The organism is Actinomarinicola tropica, from assembly GCF_009650215.1.
Taxonomy (GTDB): domain Bacteria; phylum Actinomycetota; class Acidimicrobiia; order Acidimicrobiales; family SKKL01; genus Actinomarinicola; species Actinomarinicola tropica.
In genome coordinates, this window is sequence record NZ_CP045851.1 from 916,182 (window position 1) to 935,724 (window position 19,543).

The window sequence follows — 19,543 nt, forward strand, 5'->3', positions numbered from 1 at the left end:
GGGGTTGGGCGCAGTTGGCGTCACATGCGCCGGATGTCGCGCCCGACCGTGGGGGTTGGGCGCGGTTGGCGTCACATGCGCCGGATGTCGCGCCCGGCCGTGGGGGTTGGGCGCGGTTGGCGTCAGATGCGCCGGATGTCGCGCCCAACCGAGGGGGAGGGGCTTGGACGCCCGCGGGGGAGGGACTCGGCCGCTCGGCCGGGGGTCGCTCAGGCGCCGGGTGGGCGCATCGGTGGTGGGCCGCCGCCGGGGCCGCCGGGGCCGGGAGGGCCGCCGGTACCCGAGGTGGGCGGCAGCTCCTCGTCGACGTCGACCACCGGGGCGCTGAACTGCGACTGGTAGAGCCGGAAGTACGCGCCGCGGGCCTCGATCAGCTCCTCGTGGGAGCCCTGCTCCACGATCCGCCCGTCCTCCATCATCAGGATCGTGTCGGCGTCGCGGATGGTCGACAGGCGGTGGGCGATCACGAAGCTCGTCCGCTGCGAGCGCAGCGCCGCCATCGCCTCCTGGATGAGCACCTCGGTGCGGGTGTCGACCGAGCTCGTCGCCTCGTCGAGGATGAGGATCGACGGATCGTTGAGGAACGCCCGGGCGATGGTGAGCAGCTGCTTCTCGCCCGCCGACAGGTTGCCGCCGTCCTCGTCGACGACCGTCTCGTAGCCGTCGGGGAGCGTGTGCACGAACCGGTCGACGTAGGCGGCCCGTGCCGCGGCGAGGACCGCCTCGTCCGGCGCGTCGAGATCGCCGTAGCGCAGGTTGTCCCAGATCGTCCCCTCGAACAGCCAGGTGTCCTGGAGCACCATGCCGATCTTCTCCCGCAGCTGCTCCCGCCGCAGCTCGCGGATGTCGATGCCGTCGAGGGTGATCGACCCGCCGTCGATCTCGTAGAACCGCATGATGAGGTTGACGAGCGTCGTCTTGCCCGCCCCGGTCGGGCCGACGATCGCGATCGTCTGGCCGGGCTCGGCGACGAGCGACAGGTCCTCGATGAGCTTGCTGTCGGGTGAGTAGGAGAACGACACGCCGTCGAACTCGACCCGTCCCCGCACCACCGGCAGCGCCGGGGCATCCTCCACCGACGGGTCCGGGTCCTCGTCCGGCGCATCGAGCAGCTCGAACACCCGCTCTGCCGAGGCCAGGCCCGACTGGAGCATGTTCATCATCGAGGCCAGGGCGGTGAGCGGCTGGGTGAACAGCCGTGAGTACTGGATGAACGCCTGGAGCTCGCCGATCGTCATGGCGCCGCTCGTGATGCGCAGCGACCCGACGACGGCGACCACGAGGTAGTTGAGGTTCCCGAGGAACATCACCGACGGCTGGGTCGTCCCGACGATGAACTGGGCACGCCAGCTGGCGTCGTACAGCTCGTCGTTCACCTCGGCGAAGCGGGCCTCGACCTCGGCCTGACGCCCGAACACCTTCACGAGCGAGTGCCCGGTGAACGACTCCTCGACGATCGAGTTCAGCTCGCCGGTGTGGCGCCACTGCGCCCCGAACCGGGTGCGGGACCGGGCCATGATCACCCGCACCAGCTTGATCGACGTCGGGATGAGCAGCACCGCGAACAGGGCGAGGATCGGCGAGATCCACAGCATCATCACGAGCACGCCGGTGATCATCAGCACCTGGTTGAGCGCCTGGCTCACGCTCATCTGGAGGCTCTGGGCCAGGTTGTCGATGTCGTTCGTGACCCGGCTGAGCAGGTCGCCGCGGGGCGTGCGGTCGACGTGGGAGAGGGGCAGGCGGTGGACCTTGTCCTCGACCTGGCCACGCAGCCGGGCCATCGAGCGGTTGACGACGCCGTGCATCAGGTAGGCGACCAGCCACGACAGCGACGCGCCGATCACGTAGATCGCGGCCGCGGTGAGCAACGTCGACCGCAGGGCGACACGGTCGAGCCCCTCGGTGCGGGCCAAGCCCTCGACGATCAGGTCGGTGGCCCTCCCGAGCAGCCGCGGCCCGTAGACGGTCATCGCCACGCTGAGCACCGTCGAGCACAGCATCAACGTGATGCGGGCCCGCTCCGGGCGCAGCAGGGCGACGAGCCGGCGCACCGTGCCCCTGGCGTCGGTCGTCTGCACCATCGGGGGCGCACCCGAGCCCCACGGGGTGCGGGTCAGGGCCTGGTCGCGGGTGGAGAGGCGTTCGCCGGACGAGGGCTGGGGGGCGGTCGTGGTCACACCGCCTCCTGGACGCTGCGCTGGGACTCGACGATCTCCTGGTACGTCGGGCACCCGGCGACGAGCTCGTCGTGGGTGCCGAGGCCGACCACCTCGCCGCCCTCGAGCACGACGATCTGGTCGGCGTCGACGATCGTCGACACCCGCTGGGCGACGACGAGGAACGACGCCCCCGACGTGTAGGCCGGCAGCGCGGCACGCAGCCGGGCATCGGTGGCCAGGTCGAGCGCGGAGAACGAGTCGTCGAAGAGGTAGATCTGCGGCTTGCGGACGAGGGCCCGGGCGATGGCCAGGCGCTGGCGCTGCCCGCCGGACACGTTCGTGCCGCCCTGGGTGATCGCCGCCTCGAGCCCGCCCGGCATCGACGAGACGAACTCCGCGGCCTGGGCCACGGCCAGCGCCGCCCACATCTCCTCCTCGGTGGCGTCGCCCTTGCCGTAGCGGAGGTTGTCGGCGACCGATCCCGAGAAGAGGAACGGCTTCTGCGGCACCAGGCCGATGCGCGACCACAGGTCGTCGAGCGCCAGCTCCCGCACGTCGACCCCCTCGACCAGGACCGCGCCGCCGGTGACGTCGTAGAGCCGGGGGACGAGGTTGAGCAGCGTCGTCTTGCCCGAGCCGGTGCTGCCGATGATCGCCGTCGTCTGGCCCGGCGTCACCGTGAACGACACGTCCTTCACCACCGGCTCCTCCGCGCCGGGGTACCCGAACGTGACGTCCCGCAGCTCGAGGCGGCCGGTGCGGGGCACGTCCTGGCGGGGCGAGGCCGGGGCGACGACCGTCGGCTCGGCGTCGAGCGCCTCCATGATCCGCTGCCCCGACACCGCGGCGCGGGGGAGCATCGTGAACATGAAGCCGGCCATCAGCACCGACATCAGCACGAGCACGATGTAGCCGAGGAAGGCGACGAGGGACCCGAGCGTCGACTCGCCGGCGTCGATGCGGATGGCGCCGTACCAGACGACCGCCACGCTGGCGCCGTTCTGCACGACGATCACGAGCGGGAAGAGGATCGCCATGATCCGCCCCGCCCGCAGCGCCGTGGAGGTGAGCGACTGGTTGGCGTCGTCGAAGCGCCGGACCTCGGTGGGTTCGCGGACGAAGGCCCGCACGACGCGCAGGCCGGTGATCTGCTCCCGCAGCACGGTGTTGACCACGTCGATGCGGTCCTGCATCGCGGTGAACGCCGGGTGCGCCTTCGACATCATGACGCCGACGATCACGACGATGATCGGCACGGCGACGAGGAGGACGAGCGACAGCGCGGCGTCCTCCCGGACGGCCATGAAGGTGCCGAACCCGAACGTGAGCGGCGCGACCACGGCCATCGTCGCGGCCATCTGCACCGCGGTCTGCACCTGCTGGACGTCGTTGGTGATGCGGGTGATGAGGGTCGGCGGGCCGAAACGGCCGACCTCCTGGGCGGAGAAGCCGGTGACCTTGTGGAACAGGTCCCTGCGGATCTCCCGCCCGACCCCCATCGAGGAGCGGGCGGCGAAGTGGATGCCGATCACCATCGCCACGACCTGGGCGAAGGCGACGACGAGGAGCAGGCCGCCGACCCGCCAGATGGCGTCGCGGTCGTCGGCGACGACGCCCTCGTCGATGATGCGGGCCGTCACCCGGGGCAGCAGGAGGGTGAACAGCGCCTGGAGCGCCTGGAAGGCCACGACCCCCACCAGCAGCGGCCGCACCCGCGGCAGGTAGAGGCGCATGAGCCGGATCACCCCGGCGACAGTACCCGGCCCCCTGCTGACGATGTGCCAGCAAAGGGCCGAGGTCGAGGTCAGGCCTGGGCCGGCACGTCCTGGGTGGCCATCCAGGCGCCGTAGCCGCCGAGCACGTCGCTCACGTCGGCCATGCCCTGCGAGCGCAGGAGGCTGGCGGCGATCGACGAGCGGTACCCGCCGGCGCAGAACACCACCGTCGGGGCCGCAGGGTCGAGCTGGTCGAGCGAGTCCCGCAGGTGGGCGAGGGGGATCGGGCGTGCGGTCTCGATCGACCCGAGCTTCACCTCGCCGGGGTTGCGGATGTCGACGAGCTGGATCGCCGTGCCGTCGTCGAGCGTGCGCCGCAGGTCGACGGCGGTGACCTGGGAGGCCCGCTCGACGTGCTCGGGGTGGTCGACGAAGGAGGCGATGCCGCCCTCGAGCGCCCCGGCGACGGTGTCGAAGCCGATGCGCCCGAGCCGCAGCTGGGCCTCGACGACCGCCTCGGGCTCGCCGACGAGCACGATCGGCGTGTCGTGGGGGACGACGGTGCCGGCGTACTCGGCGAAGCGGCCGCCGATGCCGACGCTGATCGAGCCGTGCAGGTGGCCGTGGGCGAACTCCTCCGGGTCCCGCACGTCGAGCACGACCGCGCCGTCGGCCTGGGTCGCGACGACCTCGTCGAACGACATCCACGTCGGGGTGATCGACTCGTCGAGCAGCGCCCGGTCCTTGCGGTTCAGCACCGCGTCGTAGGGGAAGTAGCTCGGCGCCGACGGCTGGTCGGCGGTGACCATGGCGACGAACTGGTCCGGCGTCATGTCCTGGAGGGCGTAGTTCGTGCGGCGCTGCTCACCGATCGTGGAGACCGTCTCGGTCGACAGGTTCTTGCCGCACGCCGACCCCGCGCCGTGGGCGGGGAAGACCTTCGTGGCGTCGGGCAGGTCGAGCAGCTTGTTGTGCAGCGAGTCGTAGAGCTTGCGCGCCAGCTCGTCGGCGGTGACGTCGAACGAGGCGAGCAGGTCGGGACGGCCGACGTCGCCGATGAACATCGTGTCGCCGGTGAGCACGCCGTAGGGGGTCTCGGCGTCGGGGGTCTCGTGGACGACGACGCTGATCGACTCGGGGGTGTGGCCCGGGGTCGAGCGGATCTCGAGGGTCACCTCGCCGAGGGAGATGCGCTCGCCGTCGCGCAGCTTCCGCGACGGGAACTCGGTCTCGGCGACCTCGCCGAACCCGATCTCGGCCCCGGTGGCCGCAGCCAGCTCGAGGTGCCCGGACAGGAAGTCGGCGTGGAAGTGGGTCTCGATGACGAGCTCGATGGTGAGCCCGTTGGCGGCCGCGTCGTCGACGTACTCCTGCACGTCACGGCGGGGGTCGACGACGACGGCGCGGCCGGTCGTCGTGTCGCCGATCAGGTACGAGGCGTGGGAGAGGCAGTCGAGGTAGTACTGGGTGAAGTGCATGGCGTGGCTCCTCACGAGGCACGGGCCGCGGTGGCCCGCTCGTTGGCGGCGGTCAGCTCGGAGATGACGTCACGCACGTCGCACGTGGCGCCCTTGTTGTAGGGGAGGCGGGAGAGCAGCATGGCCATCCCGCAGGTGTTGGTGACGGCGGAGAAGGTGAGGCCGGCGCCGATGAACCCGGCGACGGCGGCCAGCGGGCGGTAGCGGGTGCTGGCGAGGACGCTGGTGAGCACGATCGAGCCGGCGACCAGTCGGACCTGTCGCTCGAGGCCCCAGCGGGCGTCGTTGGCGTTGACCTGGCCGCCCGAGGCGACCCACGAGCCCATGCCGCCGACGAGCACGCGCACGTTGGACAGGCCCGTCTCGGCCAGGTGCTCGCTGGCCTGGGTGGCGCGGCCGCCGGACTGGCAGATGAGCACGACCGGCTGCTCGAGGTGGCGGGTGAGCTCGTCGCGGTGCTCGCTCAGGGTGTCGAGGGGCACGTGGTAGGAGCCGGGGATGTGGGCGGATTCGTACTCCGCCCCGGTGCGGACGTCGATGAGGTGGACCTCGGCGTCGGTGCTGAGGAGGTGCTGCAGCTCGGTGGGGGTGATGGTGCTGTCGGTCACGGGGTGGGATCTCCTGTGGGGGTGGAACCGGCGGGGGAGGGGTTGGGGTGGACGGCAGAGGTGTCGATGAGGCGGACGCGCCCGGAGCCGAGGTCGTAGACGGCGCCGGCCAGGAGGGCGTCGGCACGGGAGGCGAGGGTGGTCATGCGCTCACGCTCCGGAACGACCGGATCACCGACGTCGGCGGGACGAGCTCGGCGGCCTCCAGGCGAGGCTCGTGCCGGGCGACGGACTCCATCGCCGCGTCCACGTCGAGGTGGACGTGCCGGCCGAGCCGCTGCCACAGGCCGGACCGCATCATCACGTCGCGGACGGGGCCCTTCACCGTGGCGAGGTGCACGTCGACGCCGCGCTCGGTCAGCTCGTCGAGTATCTCGTGGAGCGCCTGGTCGCCCGAGGCGTCCAGGTCGTTGACGCCGGTGAAGTCGATCACGACGGTGTCGACGTCGCCCTCCTCGGCGACCAGCTCGGTGAGGCGCCGCTTCACGAAGGCCACGTTGACGAAGTTGACCGAGGTGTCGAGGCGGATGGCGGTGACGCCGGGGATCCGTTCGGCGGTCGGGAAGCGGTCGACGTTGCGGTAGGCGTGCGTGCCGGCGATGCGCCCGAGGACGGCGGTGTGGGGCTTCATGAGGCGCAGGAACAGCAGGCCGAGCGAGGTGACGACGGCGACGCCGATGCCGAGCTCGATGCCGAGCGCGAGCGTGGCGACGAACGCCACCGCCATCGGCACCAGGTCGGCCCGGTTGACGTGGGCGATGTGCCGGGCCTCGCGCCAGTCGACGAGGCTCGCCACGGCGACGACGACGATGGCGCCGAGGGTGGCCGACGGCAGCGACTCGAGGTACGGCGTGAGCAGCACGAGGGCGACGAGGATGATCGCCACGGTGATCAGCGAGGCGAGGGGCGTGCGGGCCCCGGCCTGGGCGTTCACCGCCGTGCGGGAGAACCCGCCCGTGACGGGGAAGCCGCCGAAGAACCCGGCCCCGAGGTTCGCCGACCCGAGCCCGATGAGCTCCTGGTTGGCGTCGACCTCGTAGCGGTTCTTGCGAGCGAACACCTTGGCGATCGCGATCGACTCCATGAACCCGGCGAGCGTGATGACGAGGGCGGCGGGCAGCAGGCTGCCGACGACGCTCGAGTCGAACGACGGGACGGCGAGCATCGGCAGGTCGCTCGGGATCTCGCCGAGGACCTTCACGCCCCGGTCCTCGAGCGACAGCAGCTGGACGGCGCCGGTGGTGAGGGCGACGACCGCGAGCGCGGAGGGGAACGTGCGCTTCCAGCGCTTGAGCCCGACGAGCAGGGCGATGGCGGCCACACCGACCGCCACGGTCGTCCAGTTGACCTCACCGAGGTGGCGGACCAGCTCGGTGACGGTCTCGATCCAGCCCTCCGAGCTCGGCATGGTGATGCCGAGGAGGTGCTTGACCTGGCTCGTGCCGATGATGATGGCGGCCGCGGCCGTGTAGCCGACGAGCACCGGGTGGGAGAGGAAGTTGACGACCCATCCCGCCTTCAGCGCACCGAGCACGAAGTGGATGACGGCCACCATCACCGCGAGCAGGGCGGCGAGCTCGACGTAGCGGGCGGTGCCCTCCTCGGCGAGCGGGGCGATGGCCGACGCGGTGAGCAGCGACATGATCGCCACCGGCCCCACGGCCAGCTGCCGCGACGTGCCGATCAGCGCGTAGAGGACCAGCGGCACCGTCGACGCGTAGAGCCCGGCCTCGGGCGGCATCCCGGCGAGCATGGCGTAGGCCATGCCCTGGGGGATGAGCATCGCGGCGACGGTGAGGCCGGCGGTCAGGTCCCCGTTGAGGTCCCTTTGCTGGTAGCGGGGGAGCCACCCGAGGATCGGGAGGCGGGCGGTCAGTGCGCGCATGCTGCGGCCCTACCCCCGCTCGACCGGGAGCCCGGCCTGCTGCCACGCGCCCATTCCGCCCTCGACGTTGCGGGCGTCGATGCCGACGGCCCGGAGCGCCTGGGTGGCCATGGCCGACCGGTTGCCCGACCGGCAGATGACGAAGACGACGTCGGCCGCAGGGAGGCGCTCGGGGTCGAGCGAACCGAGCGGGACGTGCACCGCGCCGGGCGCATGGCCGGCGGACCACTCGTCGGGCTCGCGGACGTCGACGAGGACGGTGCCGGCGGAGCGGGACGCAGCGGTCTCGACGTCGACGGCGGGGATCGAGGTGGCAGAGGCGGTGAGGCGGCTGAACAGGTTCACGTCGGCCACGCTACAGGTACCCCCAGGGGTATGCAACGTCATGCCGCCGGGGGTATGTCGACCGGCCCGCCCGCCCGGCGCCACTCGATGACGCCGCCGTCGAGCCGACGTGCCGTCCGGCCGGCCGCACGCAGGCGGCGGACCGCGTCATCGGCGAAGCGGCAGTACGGCCCGCGGCAGTAGACGACGACGTCGACGCCGCTCGGGAGCTCGTCGACGGCGCCGCCCAGCTCCTCGACCGGGACCGAGGCCGCGCCGGGCAGGTGGCCGGCGAGGTACTCGAGTCGCGGCCGCACGTCGAGCAGGGCGACCTCGCCGGCTCGCACCCGGGCCAGGACCTCCCCGACGTCGAGCGGCTCGTGCTCGATGTCGTCGCGCTCGCCCATGTAGGCGGCGGCCAGGACGGGGACCGGGGCCGCGTGGTCCCCGGCGACGTCGCGCAGCGCAGCCCACAGGTCGGCCACGCGATCCGACGCCAGCCGGTAGCGCACGTGCTGGCCGTCTCGGCGGGACCGCACGAGCCCGGCGGTCGCCAGAGTGCGCAGGTGGTGAGAGGTGTTGGCGACGCTCTGGTCGATCTCGCGGGCCACCTGCTCCACCGAGCGCTCGGCCTGGGCGAGGAGGTCGACGATCTCGGTGCGGCGGCCGCTCGCCAGGGCCTTGGCCACTGCGGCGAAGCCGTCGTGCAGGGCGTCCTTCTCCGGACGGAGGTTGCTCATAGACTCAAACTAGCATTTGAATGTAGCGGTGGACAGACCTCGTCTCGGCTTGCGCGCCAACCTCAGCCAGTTCCTGCTGCTCGTCGCGGTGAACGCCCTGGTCGGCGGGATGGTCGGCCAGGAGCGCACCGTGCTCCCCCTCCTCGCCGAGGACGAGTTCGGGCTCACAGCCGTGTCGGCGACGCTCACGTTCATCGTCGCCTTCGGCCTCGTGAAGGCGGCCACCAACTTCGTGGCCGGCACGCTGTCGGACCGCATCGGGCGCAAGCCGGTGCTCGTCGCCGGTTGGCTCGTCGGGTTGCCCGTGCCGTTGCTCATCATGTGGGCGCCGTCGTGGGGCTGGGTCGTCGCGGCCAACGTCCTCCTCGGCGTGAACCAGGGCCTCACCTGGTCGACCACCGTCATCATGAAGATCGACCTCGTCGGGCCCGAGCAGCGGGGGCTCGCGATGGGCTTCAACGAGGCGGCGGGCTACGGCGCGGTCGCCCTCACCGCCCTGGCCACCGGTGCGATCGCCGAGACGTGGGGGCTCAGGCCGGCGCCGTTCCTCCTCGGCGTGGCCTTCGTCGCGCTCGGGCTCGGGCTCTCCAGCGCCCTGGTGCGCGAGACGCGAGCCCACGCCGCGCTCGAGGCGCGTGGGCACGACGGACCCGGGGGAGGGTTGACGACGAGGGAGGTCGTCGTCCTCACGTCGTTCCGGGAGAAGGCGCTGTCGGCCACCTCCCAGGCGGGCCTCGTCAACAACCTGAACGACGGGTTGGCCTGGGGGCTCTTCCCGCTCCACTTCGCGGCCGCCGGGATGTCGGTCGGGCGCATCGGAGTGCTCGCCGCGACCTATCCGGCGGTGTGGGGCCTGGGCCAGCTCGTCACCGGCGGGTTGTCGGACCGCATCGGGCGCAAGCCGCTGATCGCCGGCGGCATGTTCGTGCAGGCCGTGGCCATCGCCGCCGTGGCGGTGGTCGACGGGTTCATCGCCTGGGCGGCCGCCGCCGCGCTCCTCGGCGCGGGCACGGCGATGGTCTACCCGACGCTGCTCGCAGCGATCGGTGACGTCGCCCATCCCGGTTGGCGAGCCCGGGCCGTCGGCGTCTACCGCCTGTGGCGAGACGCCGGCTACGCGGTCGGGGCCCTGCTCGCCGGCGTCGTCGCCGACCTGTTCGACGTCGGCGTCGCCATCTGGACCGTCGCCCTCCTCACCGCCGCATCCGGCCTGGTCGTCGTCGTCCGGATGTACGAGACGCACCCCCGGCCGGGCCGCACCCCACCGGCGCCGCGACCCGTCGACCTGGAGAGCTGACGGGTCGTCGCTCGGGCACGTGCGACACTCGCTGCGTGAGCGACGACGACGGGTCCCCCGCCGAGCCGCACAGCCGCCTCTCTCGCCAGCTCGGGACGGGCGACGCCGTCGTCATCGGGCTCGGGGCGATGATCGGCGCCGGCGTGTTCACCGCCTTCGGGCCGGCGGCCGAGGCGGCGGGCGGCGGCCTGCTCGTCGGCCTGGCCCTCGCCGCCGTCGTCGCCTACTGCAACGCCGCGTCGTCGGCGCAGCTGGCCGCGGTGTACCCCGAGTCGGGCGGCACCTACGTCTACGGGCGTGAGCGGCTCGGGCCGTTCTGGGGGTTCCTCGCCGGGTGGGGCTTCGTCGTGGGGAAGACGGCGAGCTGCGCGGCGATGGCGCTCACCTTCGGCGCCTACGCATGGCCGGAGCAGCGTCGTCTGCTGGCGGTGCTCGCCGTCGTCGCACTGACCGCGGTCAACTACCAGGGCGTGCGCAAGACGGCGACCCTCACCAAGGCGATCGTCGTCGTGGTGCTCCTCGCGCTCGCCGCCGTCGTCGCCGCCGCCGTGGGCGGGGGAGAAGCCGACGTCGACAACATCGGCCCGATCGCCTCCGGGGGCTGGCGCGGCATCCTCGAGTCGGCCGGACTGCTGTTCTTCGCCTTCGCCGGCTACGCCCGCATCGCCACCCTCGGCGAAGAGGTGAGCGATCCGGCGTCCACCATCCCGCGGGCGATCCCGCTCGCTCTCGGCATCACCCTCGTGGTCTACGCCACCGTCGCCGCGACCTCGCTGCTCGCGGTCGGGCCGGACGTGCTGGCTGCGGCCGCCGCGCCGCTCGACGCCGTCGTCGCCGCCGGCTCGCTCGACGCCCTGCGGCCGGTCGTCCGCATCGGCGGCACGGTCGCCGCGCTCGGGGTGCTGCTCAGCCTCATCGTCGGCGTGAGCCGCACGGCCTTCGCCATGGCGTCACGCGGCGAGATGCCTCGGGCGCTCGACGCCGTGCACCCGGTGCACCAGGTGCCGCACCACGCCGAGCTCGCGGTCGGCGTCGTCGTGGCGATCGTGGTCTCCCTCGTCGACCTTCGCGGCGCGATCGGCTTCAGCTCCTTCGCCGTGCTCGTCTACTACGCCATCGCCAACGCCTCGGCGTGGACGTTGCCCCCGCACCAGCGGCGCTGGCCCCGTGCGATCGCCGTCGTCGGCGTGGTCGGCTGCCTGGTCCTCGCCGCCACGCTCCCGGTCGTGAGCGCGCTGAGCGGTGCGGCGGTCCTCGCGGTCGGCGCCCTGGTCTGGGTGGTCCGCGACCGGGTTCGACCTGCGACGCGCTGAGGGACTCAGTCGTCGGCGACGACCTCGAAGGGGTCCTCGCCTGCGGCGTCGGGTCGCACGCCGCCGATCCCGGCCTCCGAGGCCATGGCGACGACCATCGCGGTCAGCGGCACAGCGAGGATCGTGCCGGCGATGCCGAAGAGCGCCCCGCCGGCCACCACCGCGAACAGGACGATCAGCGGGTGCAGCTGGAGCGCACGCCCGTAGACGATCGGCGCGAGCAGGTCGCCGTCGAGCTGCTGCACGACGACGGCGACGATGGCCGTGACGACAGCGGCACCGAACCCTGCGGTGGCGAGGGCGACGAGCACGGCGATGATGCCGGCGACCACCGCGCCGACGATGGGCACGAACGCGGCAGCGAACGTGAGCACCGCGACGGGGATCGCGAGCTTCGCCCCCACGAGCACGAGCGTGACGCCGATCGCGATGCCCTCGACGAGGCCGAGGATCGCCGCGCCACGGAGGTAGCCGCCGAGGGTGGCCCACGCCCGGGTGCCCATGCGGCGCACGACGTCGCGCTGGTCGCTCGCCACCCGGCGCAGGGCCCAGCGCTGGAAGCGCGGCCCGTCCTTCAGGAAGAAGAAGGTGGCGACCACGGCGAGGATCAGGCCGACGATCCCCTCCATCACGACCAGCGCTCCGCTGAGGAGGTCGCCGCGCGACGACCTCAGGCCACGGGAGATGGCGTCGCGGGCCTCCTGCCGCAGCTCGTCGATGTCGCCACGATCGAGGTTGAGCGGGCTGTCCTCGACGAGCCACTCCTCGACGTCGTCGACGGCGTCGGTGAGGGTCGGGCCGAGCGTGTCGAGCTCCTCGGCGAGCAGCGGACCGATGATCGCGCCGGTGCCACCCACCACGGCGGCGAAGAGGAGGAGGCAGGCGAGGGCGAGGGCGGCGGGCGGCACCCCGCGAGCGCGGAGCCGGGCCGCGATCGGGTCGAGCGCCCGCGCGATGTACCCACCGACCACCACGGCGAGCACCAACGACCACATCTGCCGCAGCGCCCACAGCACGCCGAGGCCGACGATCGCGACGACGATGAGGCGCCAACCGTAGGAGGCCAGGGTCTGGAGGCCGGGTGGGACGGCGCGGGGTCCGGGTGCGGTGTCGTTCGGGCGTGGCATCGGCGCCAGCGTGGCACCCCGGGGCGCCGGCCGCGGACCCGTTGGGTCGGTGACAAGATGGGGATACTCAATCTCTGGAGGTGTCGATGGCCACGGTGGAGCTCTCACGGCCCCGCGACGGCGTCACGCAGATCACCCTGAACCGGCCGGAGCGCCTCAACGCCATGACCGCCGAGCTGGTCGCCGGCCTCCACGACGCCCTCGACGAGGTGGCCGCCGACCGCACCTGCCGCGCGGTGGTGCTGACCGGCGCCGGCCGCGGGTTCTGCGCCGGGCTCGACCTCGGCGGCTACGGCACCGCGCCCGGCGGCGAGGACCTCGGGCGGGTCCCCGCGGGCCTGGCGACCCAGCGCCACATCGCGTCGCTCATCCCGCACCTGCGGTCGCTGCCCCAGCCGGTGATCGCCGCGGTCAACGGCCCGGCCTCCGGTGGGGGGTTCGCCCTCGTGCTCGGCAGCGACGTGCGCCTGGCCGACCGGACGGCGCGGTTCAACGCCGCGTTCGTGCGCATCGGCCTCTCGGCGTGCGACATCGGCACGAGCTGGCTCCTCCCTCGCATCGTCGGCGTCGCCCGCGCCCAGGAGCTGATGGTCACCGGCCGGATCATCGACGCCGACGAGGCGCTGCGGATCGGCCTCGTCGTCGACGTGGTGGAGGAGGGGGCCGTCATCGAGCGGGCCCTCGCCACCGCGGAGCAGATCATGGCCAACGCCCCGCTCGGCGTCGCCCTCACCAAGGAGGCGATGTGGACGGCGCTCGAGGTGCCGTCGCTCCAAGCGGCGATCGACATCGAGAACCGCCAGCAGCTCCTCCTCACCCACACCGAGGACCACCGCGAGGCCTTGGCCGCGTTCGTCGAGCGCCGGGACCCGCAGTTCCAGAACCGATGACCGACACGACAGGGGAGATGACGATGGATCGAGTGGCGCTGGTGTCCGGTGGCGGCCGGGGTATCGGCCGGGCGATCAGCCTCGAGCTGGCCCGGCTCGGCTGCGACGTCGCGGTGAACTACCGGCGCGACGTCGACGCCGCCGAGGAGACCGTCGCCCAGATCGAGGCCCTCGGCCGCCGGGCGATCGCCGTCGCTGCGTCGGTCGACGACTGGGACGCGTGTGTGTCGATGGTCGACCGTGTCGTCGACGAGCTGGGCCCGCCGTCCATCCTCGTGCACAACGGCGGCATCGCCAGCCGCGGGAACAGCGTCGTCGACACCGACCTCGCCGAGCTCGACCGGGTCATCCGCACCCACGCGTACGGCGGGTTCCACCTGGCGAAGCTCTGCATCCCCCACATGGCCGGCCAGGCGAGGGGCGACGTGGTGATGATCTCCTCGGTGGCCACCGACTCGAACGGCCCCAACGGCTCGCCGTACAACATGGGCAAGGCGGCGCTCGAGGCGCTGGCGTTCACCCTGGCCAAGGAGGTCGTCGGCCAGGGCATCCACGTGAACGTCGTGGCGCCGGGGCTCGTGTCGACCGACATGGGGGACCGCCTGGCCAAGGCGACGACCGGCGGACGGGCCCAGGTGGCGGCGGACCTCGACGCCGGCGCGCCCTACGGTCGTGTGTGCCGCCCCGAGGACGTGGCCAAGGTCGTCGGCTTCTACGTCTCCGACGCCGCCGGGTACGTCAACGGCACCCGCGTGCGCGTCGATGGCGGCGGGGGCGCCTTCCGCAGCTGACCCGGCCCGGCACGGCTGGGAATGCGCGGCGGGGTCAGGATGTTCGGACCGACGTGCGAGCGAGCACCGAGCGAGTGGCCCCGTCTCGGGGCGGAGGCATCGAGGTCCGCTGGCCTCTGGCCGCCGTGGTCGCCCTCGTGTCGGTGGTGACGAGTCCGCTGACGGCGATCTGGTTCCTCCTCCTCGGGCCGCTGGCCCTGGTCGTGGGCGCGGCCGTCGCGGCCGCGACGCCCGCTCGGGCGGGTGACGTCCTCGGGAGGAGCGCGGCCGTCGCCATGGGGCTCCTCGCCGGTCCCCTCCTCTACCTCGGCCTGGCCGTCACCCAGTAGCGGCCGCCCTTCTGCTGCGGTCTCGTGTCGCATCGGTCCGGTCAGCGGACCGAAACGACACGAGGGGTCGGTCCACGCCAGCTCGTCCGTCTCGTCCGAGGGACCGCGGCGCTCAGCTCGCGACGGGCCATCGGCCCGAGGCGCCGGGGTGGCGTCCCGGTCCGGCCGCCCGGCGGCCGAGCTCCAGCCCGTGCAGGCGGGCCCGCTCGAGCTCCCCGTCGGCGAACGGCCCCGCGGTGCCCGTCACCCAGAACGTCGTCGCCGCGTGCACGATCCGGAAGCCCATGTGGCGCAGGTGCTTCTCGGCCCGCCGGGCGGCCGAGCCCGGCACCCGGGGCCGCTCGACCCGCGTGTCGAACGTCGTGGCGAACACGACGCGCTCGGGCTCCTCCAGCTCGTCGAGCCACTCCCGCATCCCACGAGCCAGGCCGGTCGTCGTCGGGCTGCCCGACTGCTCGGCGGCCGAGCTGCGCGTCGACGCCCGGCTCATCCCGAACGCGTGCGTCGGCCCGCCGACGACGAGGAGCCCCACATCGTCGGCGAGCCGGACCGGTGCGTGGTCGACCCGGTGCAGGTCGACCTCCATCGTGCGGGGCGGGGCATCGCGCAACCCCGCGGCGATGGCATCGGCCACCGCCATCGTGTTGCCGAACATGGACTCGACGACGACGAGGGCGCGCATGGCGACCACCTCCCGGACGGCCAACTGGGTCCACCCCCATCGTCGGCCCGCCGTGGCGCAGCGACCAGGGCCGAACGTCCCCGTTCAGTCGCCGCTGGCGTCCAGCGCGGCGAGCGAGCGCTCGACGAGCCGGACGCGCAACCCTGCCACCGTGGGACCGTGCTGGCCGACGTGAGGACGGGCCAGCTCGACGGCGGCGGGCACGACGGCGTCCTCGCCCTCGGCCACCGCGTCGACCAACCCGGCCTCGAGCGCCTCAGGACCGCCGAGTCGAGCGCCGGTCAGGACCGCACGACGCAGCGCGGCCGGCGGGTAGCCGTCGCGGATGACGGCGTCGAACTGCGGGGACATCGTCATCTGCAGGTCGACCTCCGGGAAGCACAGGAAACCCCGGTCGGCGCGCATCACCCGCAGGTCGCAGGCGCCGGCCATGATCGCCCCGCCGCCGAACGCGTGGCCGTTGATCGCCGCGACGGTGAGCCCGGGGTGGCGCAGGAGCGCGGCGAGGACGCGGTGCACGCCGTCGAACACCCCACGGACGACGTCGCGCTCGGCCCCCTCGAACGCGGCGAGGTCGAGGCCGTTGCAGAAGAACTTCCCGGTGCCGGTGAGCACGAGCGGACCGCCGGTGGCGGCGGCGTCCTCCAGGGCCCCGAGCAGGGCAGGGACGAAGTCGGGGCCGAAGCGGTTCTCCCCGTGGTCCATGCGGACGACGCGCACGCCGTCGATGTCGTCGGTGTGGATCATGCGAGCATCATGGTCGACGGCGGAGGGCCGACACGGAGGGTTCACCATGGACGAGGCGCCGCGCCGCCCACGACCGCTCGACGAGCTGGTCCTCACCGTCGTCGTCGACAACGGCACCGACACGCTGTCGAGCGTCGCCGACGGCGTGCCGGAGCTGCCCGAGGTGGTGGGTCACGTCCTGCGCCGCGCGCCCGTCGAGCTGCCGGCAGGGGAGGAGGGCGTCGAGGTCTTCGGCCACCTCTGCGTCGCCTGCCACGGCTTCTCCGTGCTCGCCACCGGCCGCGTCGGCGACGAGGAGCACACCGTCCTCTTCGACGCCGGCCCCTACGGGGACGTGTGGGTCGACAACGCCGAGCGCCTCGGCCTCGACCTCGCGGCGGTCGAGGCGGTCTTCCTGTCGCACTGGCACTGGGACCACAGCGGGGCGCTGCCCGACGCCGTCGGCGCCATCAGCACTGCACGCGCCGCCGCAGGCCTCGACGCGCCTGTCGTCGTCGACCTCCACCCGGATCGACCCGACCAGCGTGGCACCGGGGCACCGGGCCGGCGGATGGTCCTCCTGCCGCCCGAGCCCACGCTGGCGGCGCTCGAATCGGCCGGCGGACGGGTGGAGAACCACGCCGAGGCCCACCTGCTCGCCGGCGGCTTCTTCCTCGGCAGCGGGGAGATCCCGCGCCGCACCGCCTACGAGACCGGCCTGCCCGGCCACCGCACGATCCGGGGTGGTGAGGTCGTCGACGACCCGCTCATCCTCGACGAGCGGTACCTCGCGGCCGTCGTCCGCGGCCGTGGGACGACGGTGCTCTCCGCGTGCTCTCACGCCGGCGTGGTCAACGCCTGCCTCGCCGCCGCGGAGGCCACCGGCGAGCCGATCGACCTCGTCCTCGGCGGCTACCACCTCGCGGGCGCGGCGATGGAGCCCCGCATCGGCGACACCGTGCGGGACCTGCGCGACCTGGTCGCGCCGACGCTCGTCGCCCCCGGGCACTGCACCGGCTGGCGGGCCGAGGTGGCGTTGGCCGACGCGTTCGGGGCGAGCTACGCCCCGAGCGCGGTCGGCGCCCGCTACACGCTCTCGGCGGTCGGCTGAACCGACTCGGTCGGTCCCGGGCGCGACCACGCCCGGACGGAGGGAGAGACCGGCAGGTGCTCGGCGTCGGGCGCGCTGATGGGTTCGCCGACGGCGACGCCGAGGGGGACCACGCCGGCCCAGACCGGCAGGTCGAGGTCGGCCTCGTCGTCGACGGGTCCGCCGGTGCGCGCCTTCAGCGACGCCTCCTCGATCGACATCTCGAGCACGGTCGTCTGGCGGACCTCGACCGGGGCCGAGGGGCGCACCTCGTCGCCGCGCCCGGGGACGAGGTGCTCGACGAACGTGCCGAGCGCCGCCGCGGCCTCGTCCGGGTCGTCGATGCGGCGCGCGGTGCCGAGCGCGACCACCGAGCGGTAGTTCATCGAGTGGTGGAACGCCGAGCGGGCCATCACGAGCCCGTCGAGCAGCGTGACCGTGACGCACGCCGGCACGCCCCCGGCGAGGCCCCGCATCAGGCGTGACGCGACCGAGCCGTGGAGCAGCAACCGGTCGCCGTCGCGCCCGTAGGCCATGGGGATGACGAAGGGCTGGCCCTCCACCGTGAGCCCGACGTGGGCGACCAGGCCCTCGTCGAGCACCGCGTGCACGGCCTCGCGGTCGTACGCGCCTCGCTCGGGGTGGCGACGGACGGTGGAGCGGACGGAGGCGGGCGGCGTGGGCGTGGACATGGTCGGGGATGCTCCCCGTCCGCCGCGCGCGGGGCAAGCGGGTTCCGCCGACGTGGTGTCAGCCGGCGTCCTGCGCGGCGATCTCGGCGTGGATCTTCTCCATGTCGAGGCCCCGGATCTGCTCGATCAGGTCCTCGAGGACGTGACCCGGCAGCGCGCCGGGCTGGGAGAAGACGAGGACGTTCTCGCGGAACGCCATGAGCGTGGGGATCGACTGGATGCCCGCGGCGCCGGCCAGCGCCTGCTCGGCCTCGGTGTCGACCTTGGCGAACACGATGTCGTCGTGCGTGGACGCCGCCTCCTCGAAGATCGGGGCGAACATGCGGCAGGGGCCGCACCACGACGCCCACCAGTCGACGAGGACGATGTCGTTGTCGTTGATGGTGTCGGCGAACGTCGACTCGGTCAGCTCGATCGTGGACATGCGGGGTGCTCCTTGTCGTGGGGACACCTCGCACAACCACCGTACCCGCCGGGGTATTCCGGGAGCGGGTGCGGGCGCCCACTCCGTGGACGTCCGCACCCGATCCCCGCCGTGGTCCCGCGCGAGCCGGTCGGGGTGGTCAGCCGGTGCTGTCCACCACCCTGGGTACGATCGACGCCACGGAGTGAAACACGTCACGTCGTCAGGACCAAGGCGGATCGTCCCCGATTCGTGCAGGACCTGCATCGATCGCCGGAGGAGGCCGACCAGCTGAACACCGATGCCGCCCTGCTCCGGGCCTTCGTCGTCGTCGCTCGCACCGGCAGCTTCGGTCGGGCCGCCGAGCAGCTGCACGTCGACCCGTCGACGGTCAGCCGGCACGTGGCCCAGCTCGAGCGCCGGATCGGGGCCCGCCTGCTCGAGCGCACCACGCGCCAGGTGTGGCTCACCGATGCCGGCGAGGCGCTGCTCGACCGGGCCGTGGCCGTCGTCGAGGCCGTCGACGAGTTCCGGCGGGCGGCGGGCGCGGTCGTCCGCCAGGGCACCCGCGAGATCTCGCTGGGGTTCCAGACCCACACGCTGAACCGCGAGGTCCTGGCCTGGATCAATGCCGCCGAGCAGGCTGCCGGCGTCGGACCGATCCGCCTGGTCGAGGGCACCTTCGCCGACCCGTCGACCGGTCTGCGCGACCGGTCCGTCGACCTCGCCCTCGTCTTCGCCCCCTTCGACGACCGCGAGATCGAGTGGGAGCCGCTCGTCGAGCTGCCCTGGCTCATCTTCGTGCCCGCGTCGCACCGCCTCGCCACCCAGCCCAAGGTGCAGATCGCCGACCTCTTCGACGAGGCGTGGGTGCGACCCGACACCGACGACCAGGTGTTCGTCGACTTCTGGTGCGCCAACGACCTCCGGGACCGCCCGCCCCCGATCGAGGGACCGGCGTACGCGACGCCCGAGTCGGCGCTCGCCGTCATCGCCAGCGGCCGCGGGGTCGGCGTCGGCGCCTCGCTGCGCGACGGCATCCAGCTCGACGGGATCGTCGCCCGCCGCGCCGCCGACGACCGCTGGGCGGCGGTCGCCCTCGCGTGGCGGTCCGACGGCCTCACGGCTGGCGCCGCCGCGCTCCGTGACGCCCTGCTCTCCACCCGTCCCGACGTCGGCCGCCTCGGCCGGGTGGTGCCGCCCCGCCCCTGAGCCCGCAGCATGCCGACGCGGCGGCGACCGAGTTCGTATCCTCGGCGCCAGGCCGCCACGGGCAGCGGCCGGGAAGAGG

At 73.0% G+C, this 19,543-nt stretch carries 20 protein-coding genes; 7 read left to right on the forward strand and 13 right to left on the reverse strand.

What is annotated here, in order from left to right:
- Positions 1 to 209: 209 nt before the first annotated feature.
- From GH723_RS04600 to GH723_RS04635, 8 genes are all read right to left on the reverse strand, one after another.
- Positions 210 to 2,084: an ABC transporter ATP-binding protein gene (locus tag GH723_RS04600; protein WP_153761072.1), complete on the reverse strand. Its 1,875-nt coding sequence runs from the start codon at positions 2,082 to 2,084 to the stop codon at positions 210 to 212.
- Between the two features lie 92 nt (positions 2,085 to 2,176).
- Complete coding sequence (locus GH723_RS04605; protein ID WP_153761073.1) at positions 2,177 to 3,895, reverse strand: ABC transporter ATP-binding protein; 1,719 nt, start codon at positions 3,893 to 3,895, stop codon at positions 2,177 to 2,179.
- A 71-nt stretch (positions 3,896 to 3,966) separates the two neighbouring features.
- Complete coding sequence (locus GH723_RS04610; RefSeq protein WP_153758549.1) at positions 3,967 to 5,355, reverse strand: MBL fold metallo-hydrolase; 1,389 nt, start codon at positions 5,353 to 5,355, stop codon at positions 3,967 to 3,969.
- An 11-nt stretch (positions 5,356 to 5,366) separates the two neighbouring features.
- The gene (locus GH723_RS04615) at positions 5,367 to 5,963 is read right to left on the reverse strand and encodes a rhodanese-like domain-containing protein (RefSeq protein WP_153758550.1); all 597 of its coding nucleotides are present in this window, start codon (positions 5,961 to 5,963) and stop codon (positions 5,367 to 5,369) included.
- A complete protein-coding gene (locus tag GH723_RS04620) occupies positions 5,960 to 6,109 on the reverse strand; it encodes a hypothetical protein (RefSeq protein ID WP_153758551.1) in 150 nt (49 codons plus the stop codon). The genes GH723_RS04615 and GH723_RS04620 overlap by 4 nt, the downstream gene beginning before the upstream one ends.
- Positions 6,106 to 7,848, reverse strand: coding sequence for a SulP family inorganic anion transporter (locus GH723_RS04625; RefSeq protein ID WP_153758552.1), 1,743 nt, complete (start codon positions 7,846 to 7,848; stop codon positions 6,106 to 6,108). The genes GH723_RS04620 and GH723_RS04625 overlap by 4 nt, the downstream gene beginning before the upstream one ends.
- Before the next feature lie 9 nt (positions 7,849 to 7,857).
- Positions 7,858 to 8,193 carry a rhodanese-like domain-containing protein gene (locus tag GH723_RS04630; protein ID WP_229023059.1) on the reverse strand — a complete coding sequence of 112 codons (336 nt, stop codon included), beginning with the start codon at positions 8,191 to 8,193 and terminating at the stop codon, positions 7,858 to 7,860.
- Between the two features lie 38 nt (positions 8,194 to 8,231).
- Positions 8,232 to 8,912: an ArsR/SmtB family transcription factor gene (locus GH723_RS04635; protein WP_153758554.1), complete on the reverse strand. Its 681-nt coding sequence runs from the start codon at positions 8,910 to 8,912 to the stop codon at positions 8,232 to 8,234.
- Between the two features lie 28 nt (positions 8,913 to 8,940).
- On the opposite strand from GH723_RS04635, the gene GH723_RS04640 reads away from it, so the two are divergent.
- Positions 8,941 to 10,209, forward strand: coding sequence for an MFS transporter (locus tag GH723_RS04640; protein ID WP_229023060.1), 1,269 nt, complete (start codon positions 8,941 to 8,943; stop codon positions 10,207 to 10,209).
- Between the two features lie 35 nt (positions 10,210 to 10,244).
- Positions 10,245 to 11,522, forward strand: a complete 1,278-nt coding sequence (locus GH723_RS04645; RefSeq protein WP_229023062.1) for an APC family permease — start codon at positions 10,245 to 10,247, stop codon at positions 11,520 to 11,522.
- Positions 11,523 to 11,527: 5 nt separating this feature from the next.
- Here the strand turns inward: GH723_RS04645 and GH723_RS04650 are convergent, their stop codons facing one another.
- Complete coding sequence (locus GH723_RS04650) at positions 11,528 to 12,649, reverse strand: AI-2E family transporter (protein ID WP_153758555.1); 1,122 nt, start codon at positions 12,647 to 12,649, stop codon at positions 11,528 to 11,530.
- Between the two features lie 86 nt (positions 12,650 to 12,735).
- On the opposite strand from GH723_RS04650, the gene GH723_RS04655 reads away from it, so the two are divergent.
- The 3 genes from GH723_RS04655 (at position 12,736) to GH723_RS04665 (ending at position 14,659) form a co-directional block, all read left to right on the forward strand.
- The gene (locus GH723_RS04655; RefSeq protein ID WP_153758556.1) at positions 12,736 to 13,539 is read left to right on the forward strand and encodes an enoyl-CoA hydratase/isomerase family protein; all 804 of its coding nucleotides are present in this window, start codon (positions 12,736 to 12,738) and stop codon (positions 13,537 to 13,539) included.
- On the forward strand, positions 13,536 to 14,330 hold the full coding sequence (locus GH723_RS04660) for an SDR family NAD(P)-dependent oxidoreductase (RefSeq protein ID WP_153758557.1): 795 nt from the start codon (positions 13,536 to 13,538) through the stop codon (positions 14,328 to 14,330). The genes GH723_RS04655 and GH723_RS04660 overlap by 4 nt, the downstream gene beginning before the upstream one ends.
- A gap of 125 nt (positions 14,331 to 14,455) precedes the next feature.
- Positions 14,456 to 14,659 (forward strand): hypothetical protein, encoded by a 204-nt coding sequence (locus GH723_RS04665; protein ID WP_229023064.1) that lies wholly within the window; start codon positions 14,456 to 14,458, stop codon positions 14,657 to 14,659.
- A gap of 112 nt (positions 14,660 to 14,771) precedes the next feature.
- Here the strand turns inward: GH723_RS04665 and GH723_RS04670 are convergent, their stop codons facing one another.
- The gene (locus GH723_RS04670; RefSeq protein ID WP_153758559.1) at positions 14,772 to 15,341 is read right to left on the reverse strand and encodes a flavodoxin family protein; all 570 of its coding nucleotides are present in this window, start codon (positions 15,339 to 15,341) and stop codon (positions 14,772 to 14,774) included.
- 84 nt (positions 15,342 to 15,425) lie between these two features.
- Positions 15,426 to 16,088, reverse strand: a complete 663-nt coding sequence (locus GH723_RS04675; protein ID WP_195210526.1) for an enoyl-CoA hydratase/isomerase family protein — start codon at positions 16,086 to 16,088, stop codon at positions 15,426 to 15,428.
- Between the two features lie 46 nt (positions 16,089 to 16,134).
- Here GH723_RS04675 and GH723_RS04680 point away from each other — a divergent pair, with 46 nt between their 5' ends.
- A complete protein-coding gene (locus GH723_RS04680; protein WP_153758561.1) occupies positions 16,135 to 17,178 on the forward strand; it encodes an MBL fold metallo-hydrolase in 1,044 nt (347 codons plus the stop codon).
- Here the strand turns inward: GH723_RS04680 and GH723_RS04685 are convergent.
- Both GH723_RS04685 and trxA read right to left on the reverse strand, forming a co-directional pair.
- The gene (locus GH723_RS04685) at positions 17,154 to 17,849 is read right to left on the reverse strand and encodes a pyridoxamine 5'-phosphate oxidase family protein (protein ID WP_153758562.1); all 696 of its coding nucleotides are present in this window, start codon (positions 17,847 to 17,849) and stop codon (positions 17,154 to 17,156) included. The two genes, GH723_RS04680 and GH723_RS04685, sit on opposite strands and share 25 nt — an antisense overlap.
- A 58-nt stretch (positions 17,850 to 17,907) precedes the next feature.
- A complete protein-coding gene (gene trxA, locus GH723_RS04690) occupies positions 17,908 to 18,273 on the reverse strand; it encodes a thioredoxin (RefSeq protein ID WP_153758563.1) in 366 nt (121 codons plus the stop codon).
- A 231-nt stretch (positions 18,274 to 18,504) separates the two neighbouring features.
- Between trxA and GH723_RS04695 the strand changes: the two genes are divergently transcribed.
- A complete protein-coding gene (locus tag GH723_RS04695; RefSeq protein ID WP_195210527.1) occupies positions 18,505 to 19,464 on the forward strand; it encodes a LysR family transcriptional regulator in 960 nt (319 codons plus the stop codon).
- The last annotated feature ends 79 nt before the right edge of the window (positions 19,465 to 19,543 follow it).

Bases quoted from the DNA above. Each gene is read 5' to 3' on its own strand.
- GH723_RS04605 (WP_153761073.1), bottom strand. From the start codon at position 3,895: ATGCGCCTCTACCTGCCGCGGGTGCGGCCGCTGCTGGTGGGGGTCGTG.
- GH723_RS04635 (WP_153758554.1), bottom strand. From the start codon at position 8,912: ATGAGCAACCTCCGTCCGGAGAAGGACGCCCTGCACGACGGCTTCGCC.
- GH723_RS04610 (WP_153758549.1), bottom strand. From the start codon at position 5,355: ATGCACTTCACCCAGTACTACCTCGACTGCCTCTCCCACGCCTCGTAC.
- GH723_RS04625 (WP_153758552.1), bottom strand. From the start codon at position 7,848: ATGCGCGCACTGACCGCCCGCCTCCCGATCCTCGGGTGGCTCCCCCGC.
- GH723_RS04660 (WP_153758557.1), top strand. From the start codon at position 13,536: ATGACCGACACGACAGGGGAGATGACGATGGATCGAGTGGCGCTGGTG.
- GH723_RS04670 (WP_153758559.1), bottom strand. From the start codon at position 15,341: ATGCGCGCCCTCGTCGTCGTCGAGTCCATGTTCGGCAACACGATGGCG.
- GH723_RS04675 (WP_195210526.1), bottom strand. From the start codon at position 16,088: ATGATCCACACCGACGACATCGACGGCGTGCGCGTCGTCCGCATGGAC.
- GH723_RS04685 (WP_153758562.1), bottom strand. From the start codon at position 17,849: ATGTCCACGCCCACGCCGCCCGCCTCCGTCCGCTCCACCGTCCGTCGC.
- GH723_RS04650 (WP_153758555.1), bottom strand. From the start codon at position 12,649: ATGCCACGCCCGAACGACACCGCACCCGGACCCCGCGCCGTCCCACCC.
- GH723_RS04655 (WP_153758556.1), top strand. From the start codon at position 12,736: ATGGCCACGGTGGAGCTCTCACGGCCCCGCGACGGCGTCACGCAGATC.
- trxA (WP_153758563.1), bottom strand. From the start codon at position 18,273: ATGTCCACGATCGAGCTGACCGAGTCGACGTTCGCCGACACCATCAAC.
- GH723_RS04680 (WP_153758561.1), top strand. From the start codon at position 16,135: ATGGACGAGGCGCCGCGCCGCCCACGACCGCTCGACGAGCTGGTCCTC.
- GH723_RS04600 (WP_153761072.1), bottom strand. From the start codon at position 2,084: ATGGTGCAGACGACCGACGCCAGGGGCACGGTGCGCCGGCTCGTCGCC.
- GH723_RS04620 (WP_153758551.1), bottom strand. From the start codon at position 6,109: ATGACCACCCTCGCCTCCCGTGCCGACGCCCTCCTGGCCGGCGCCGTC.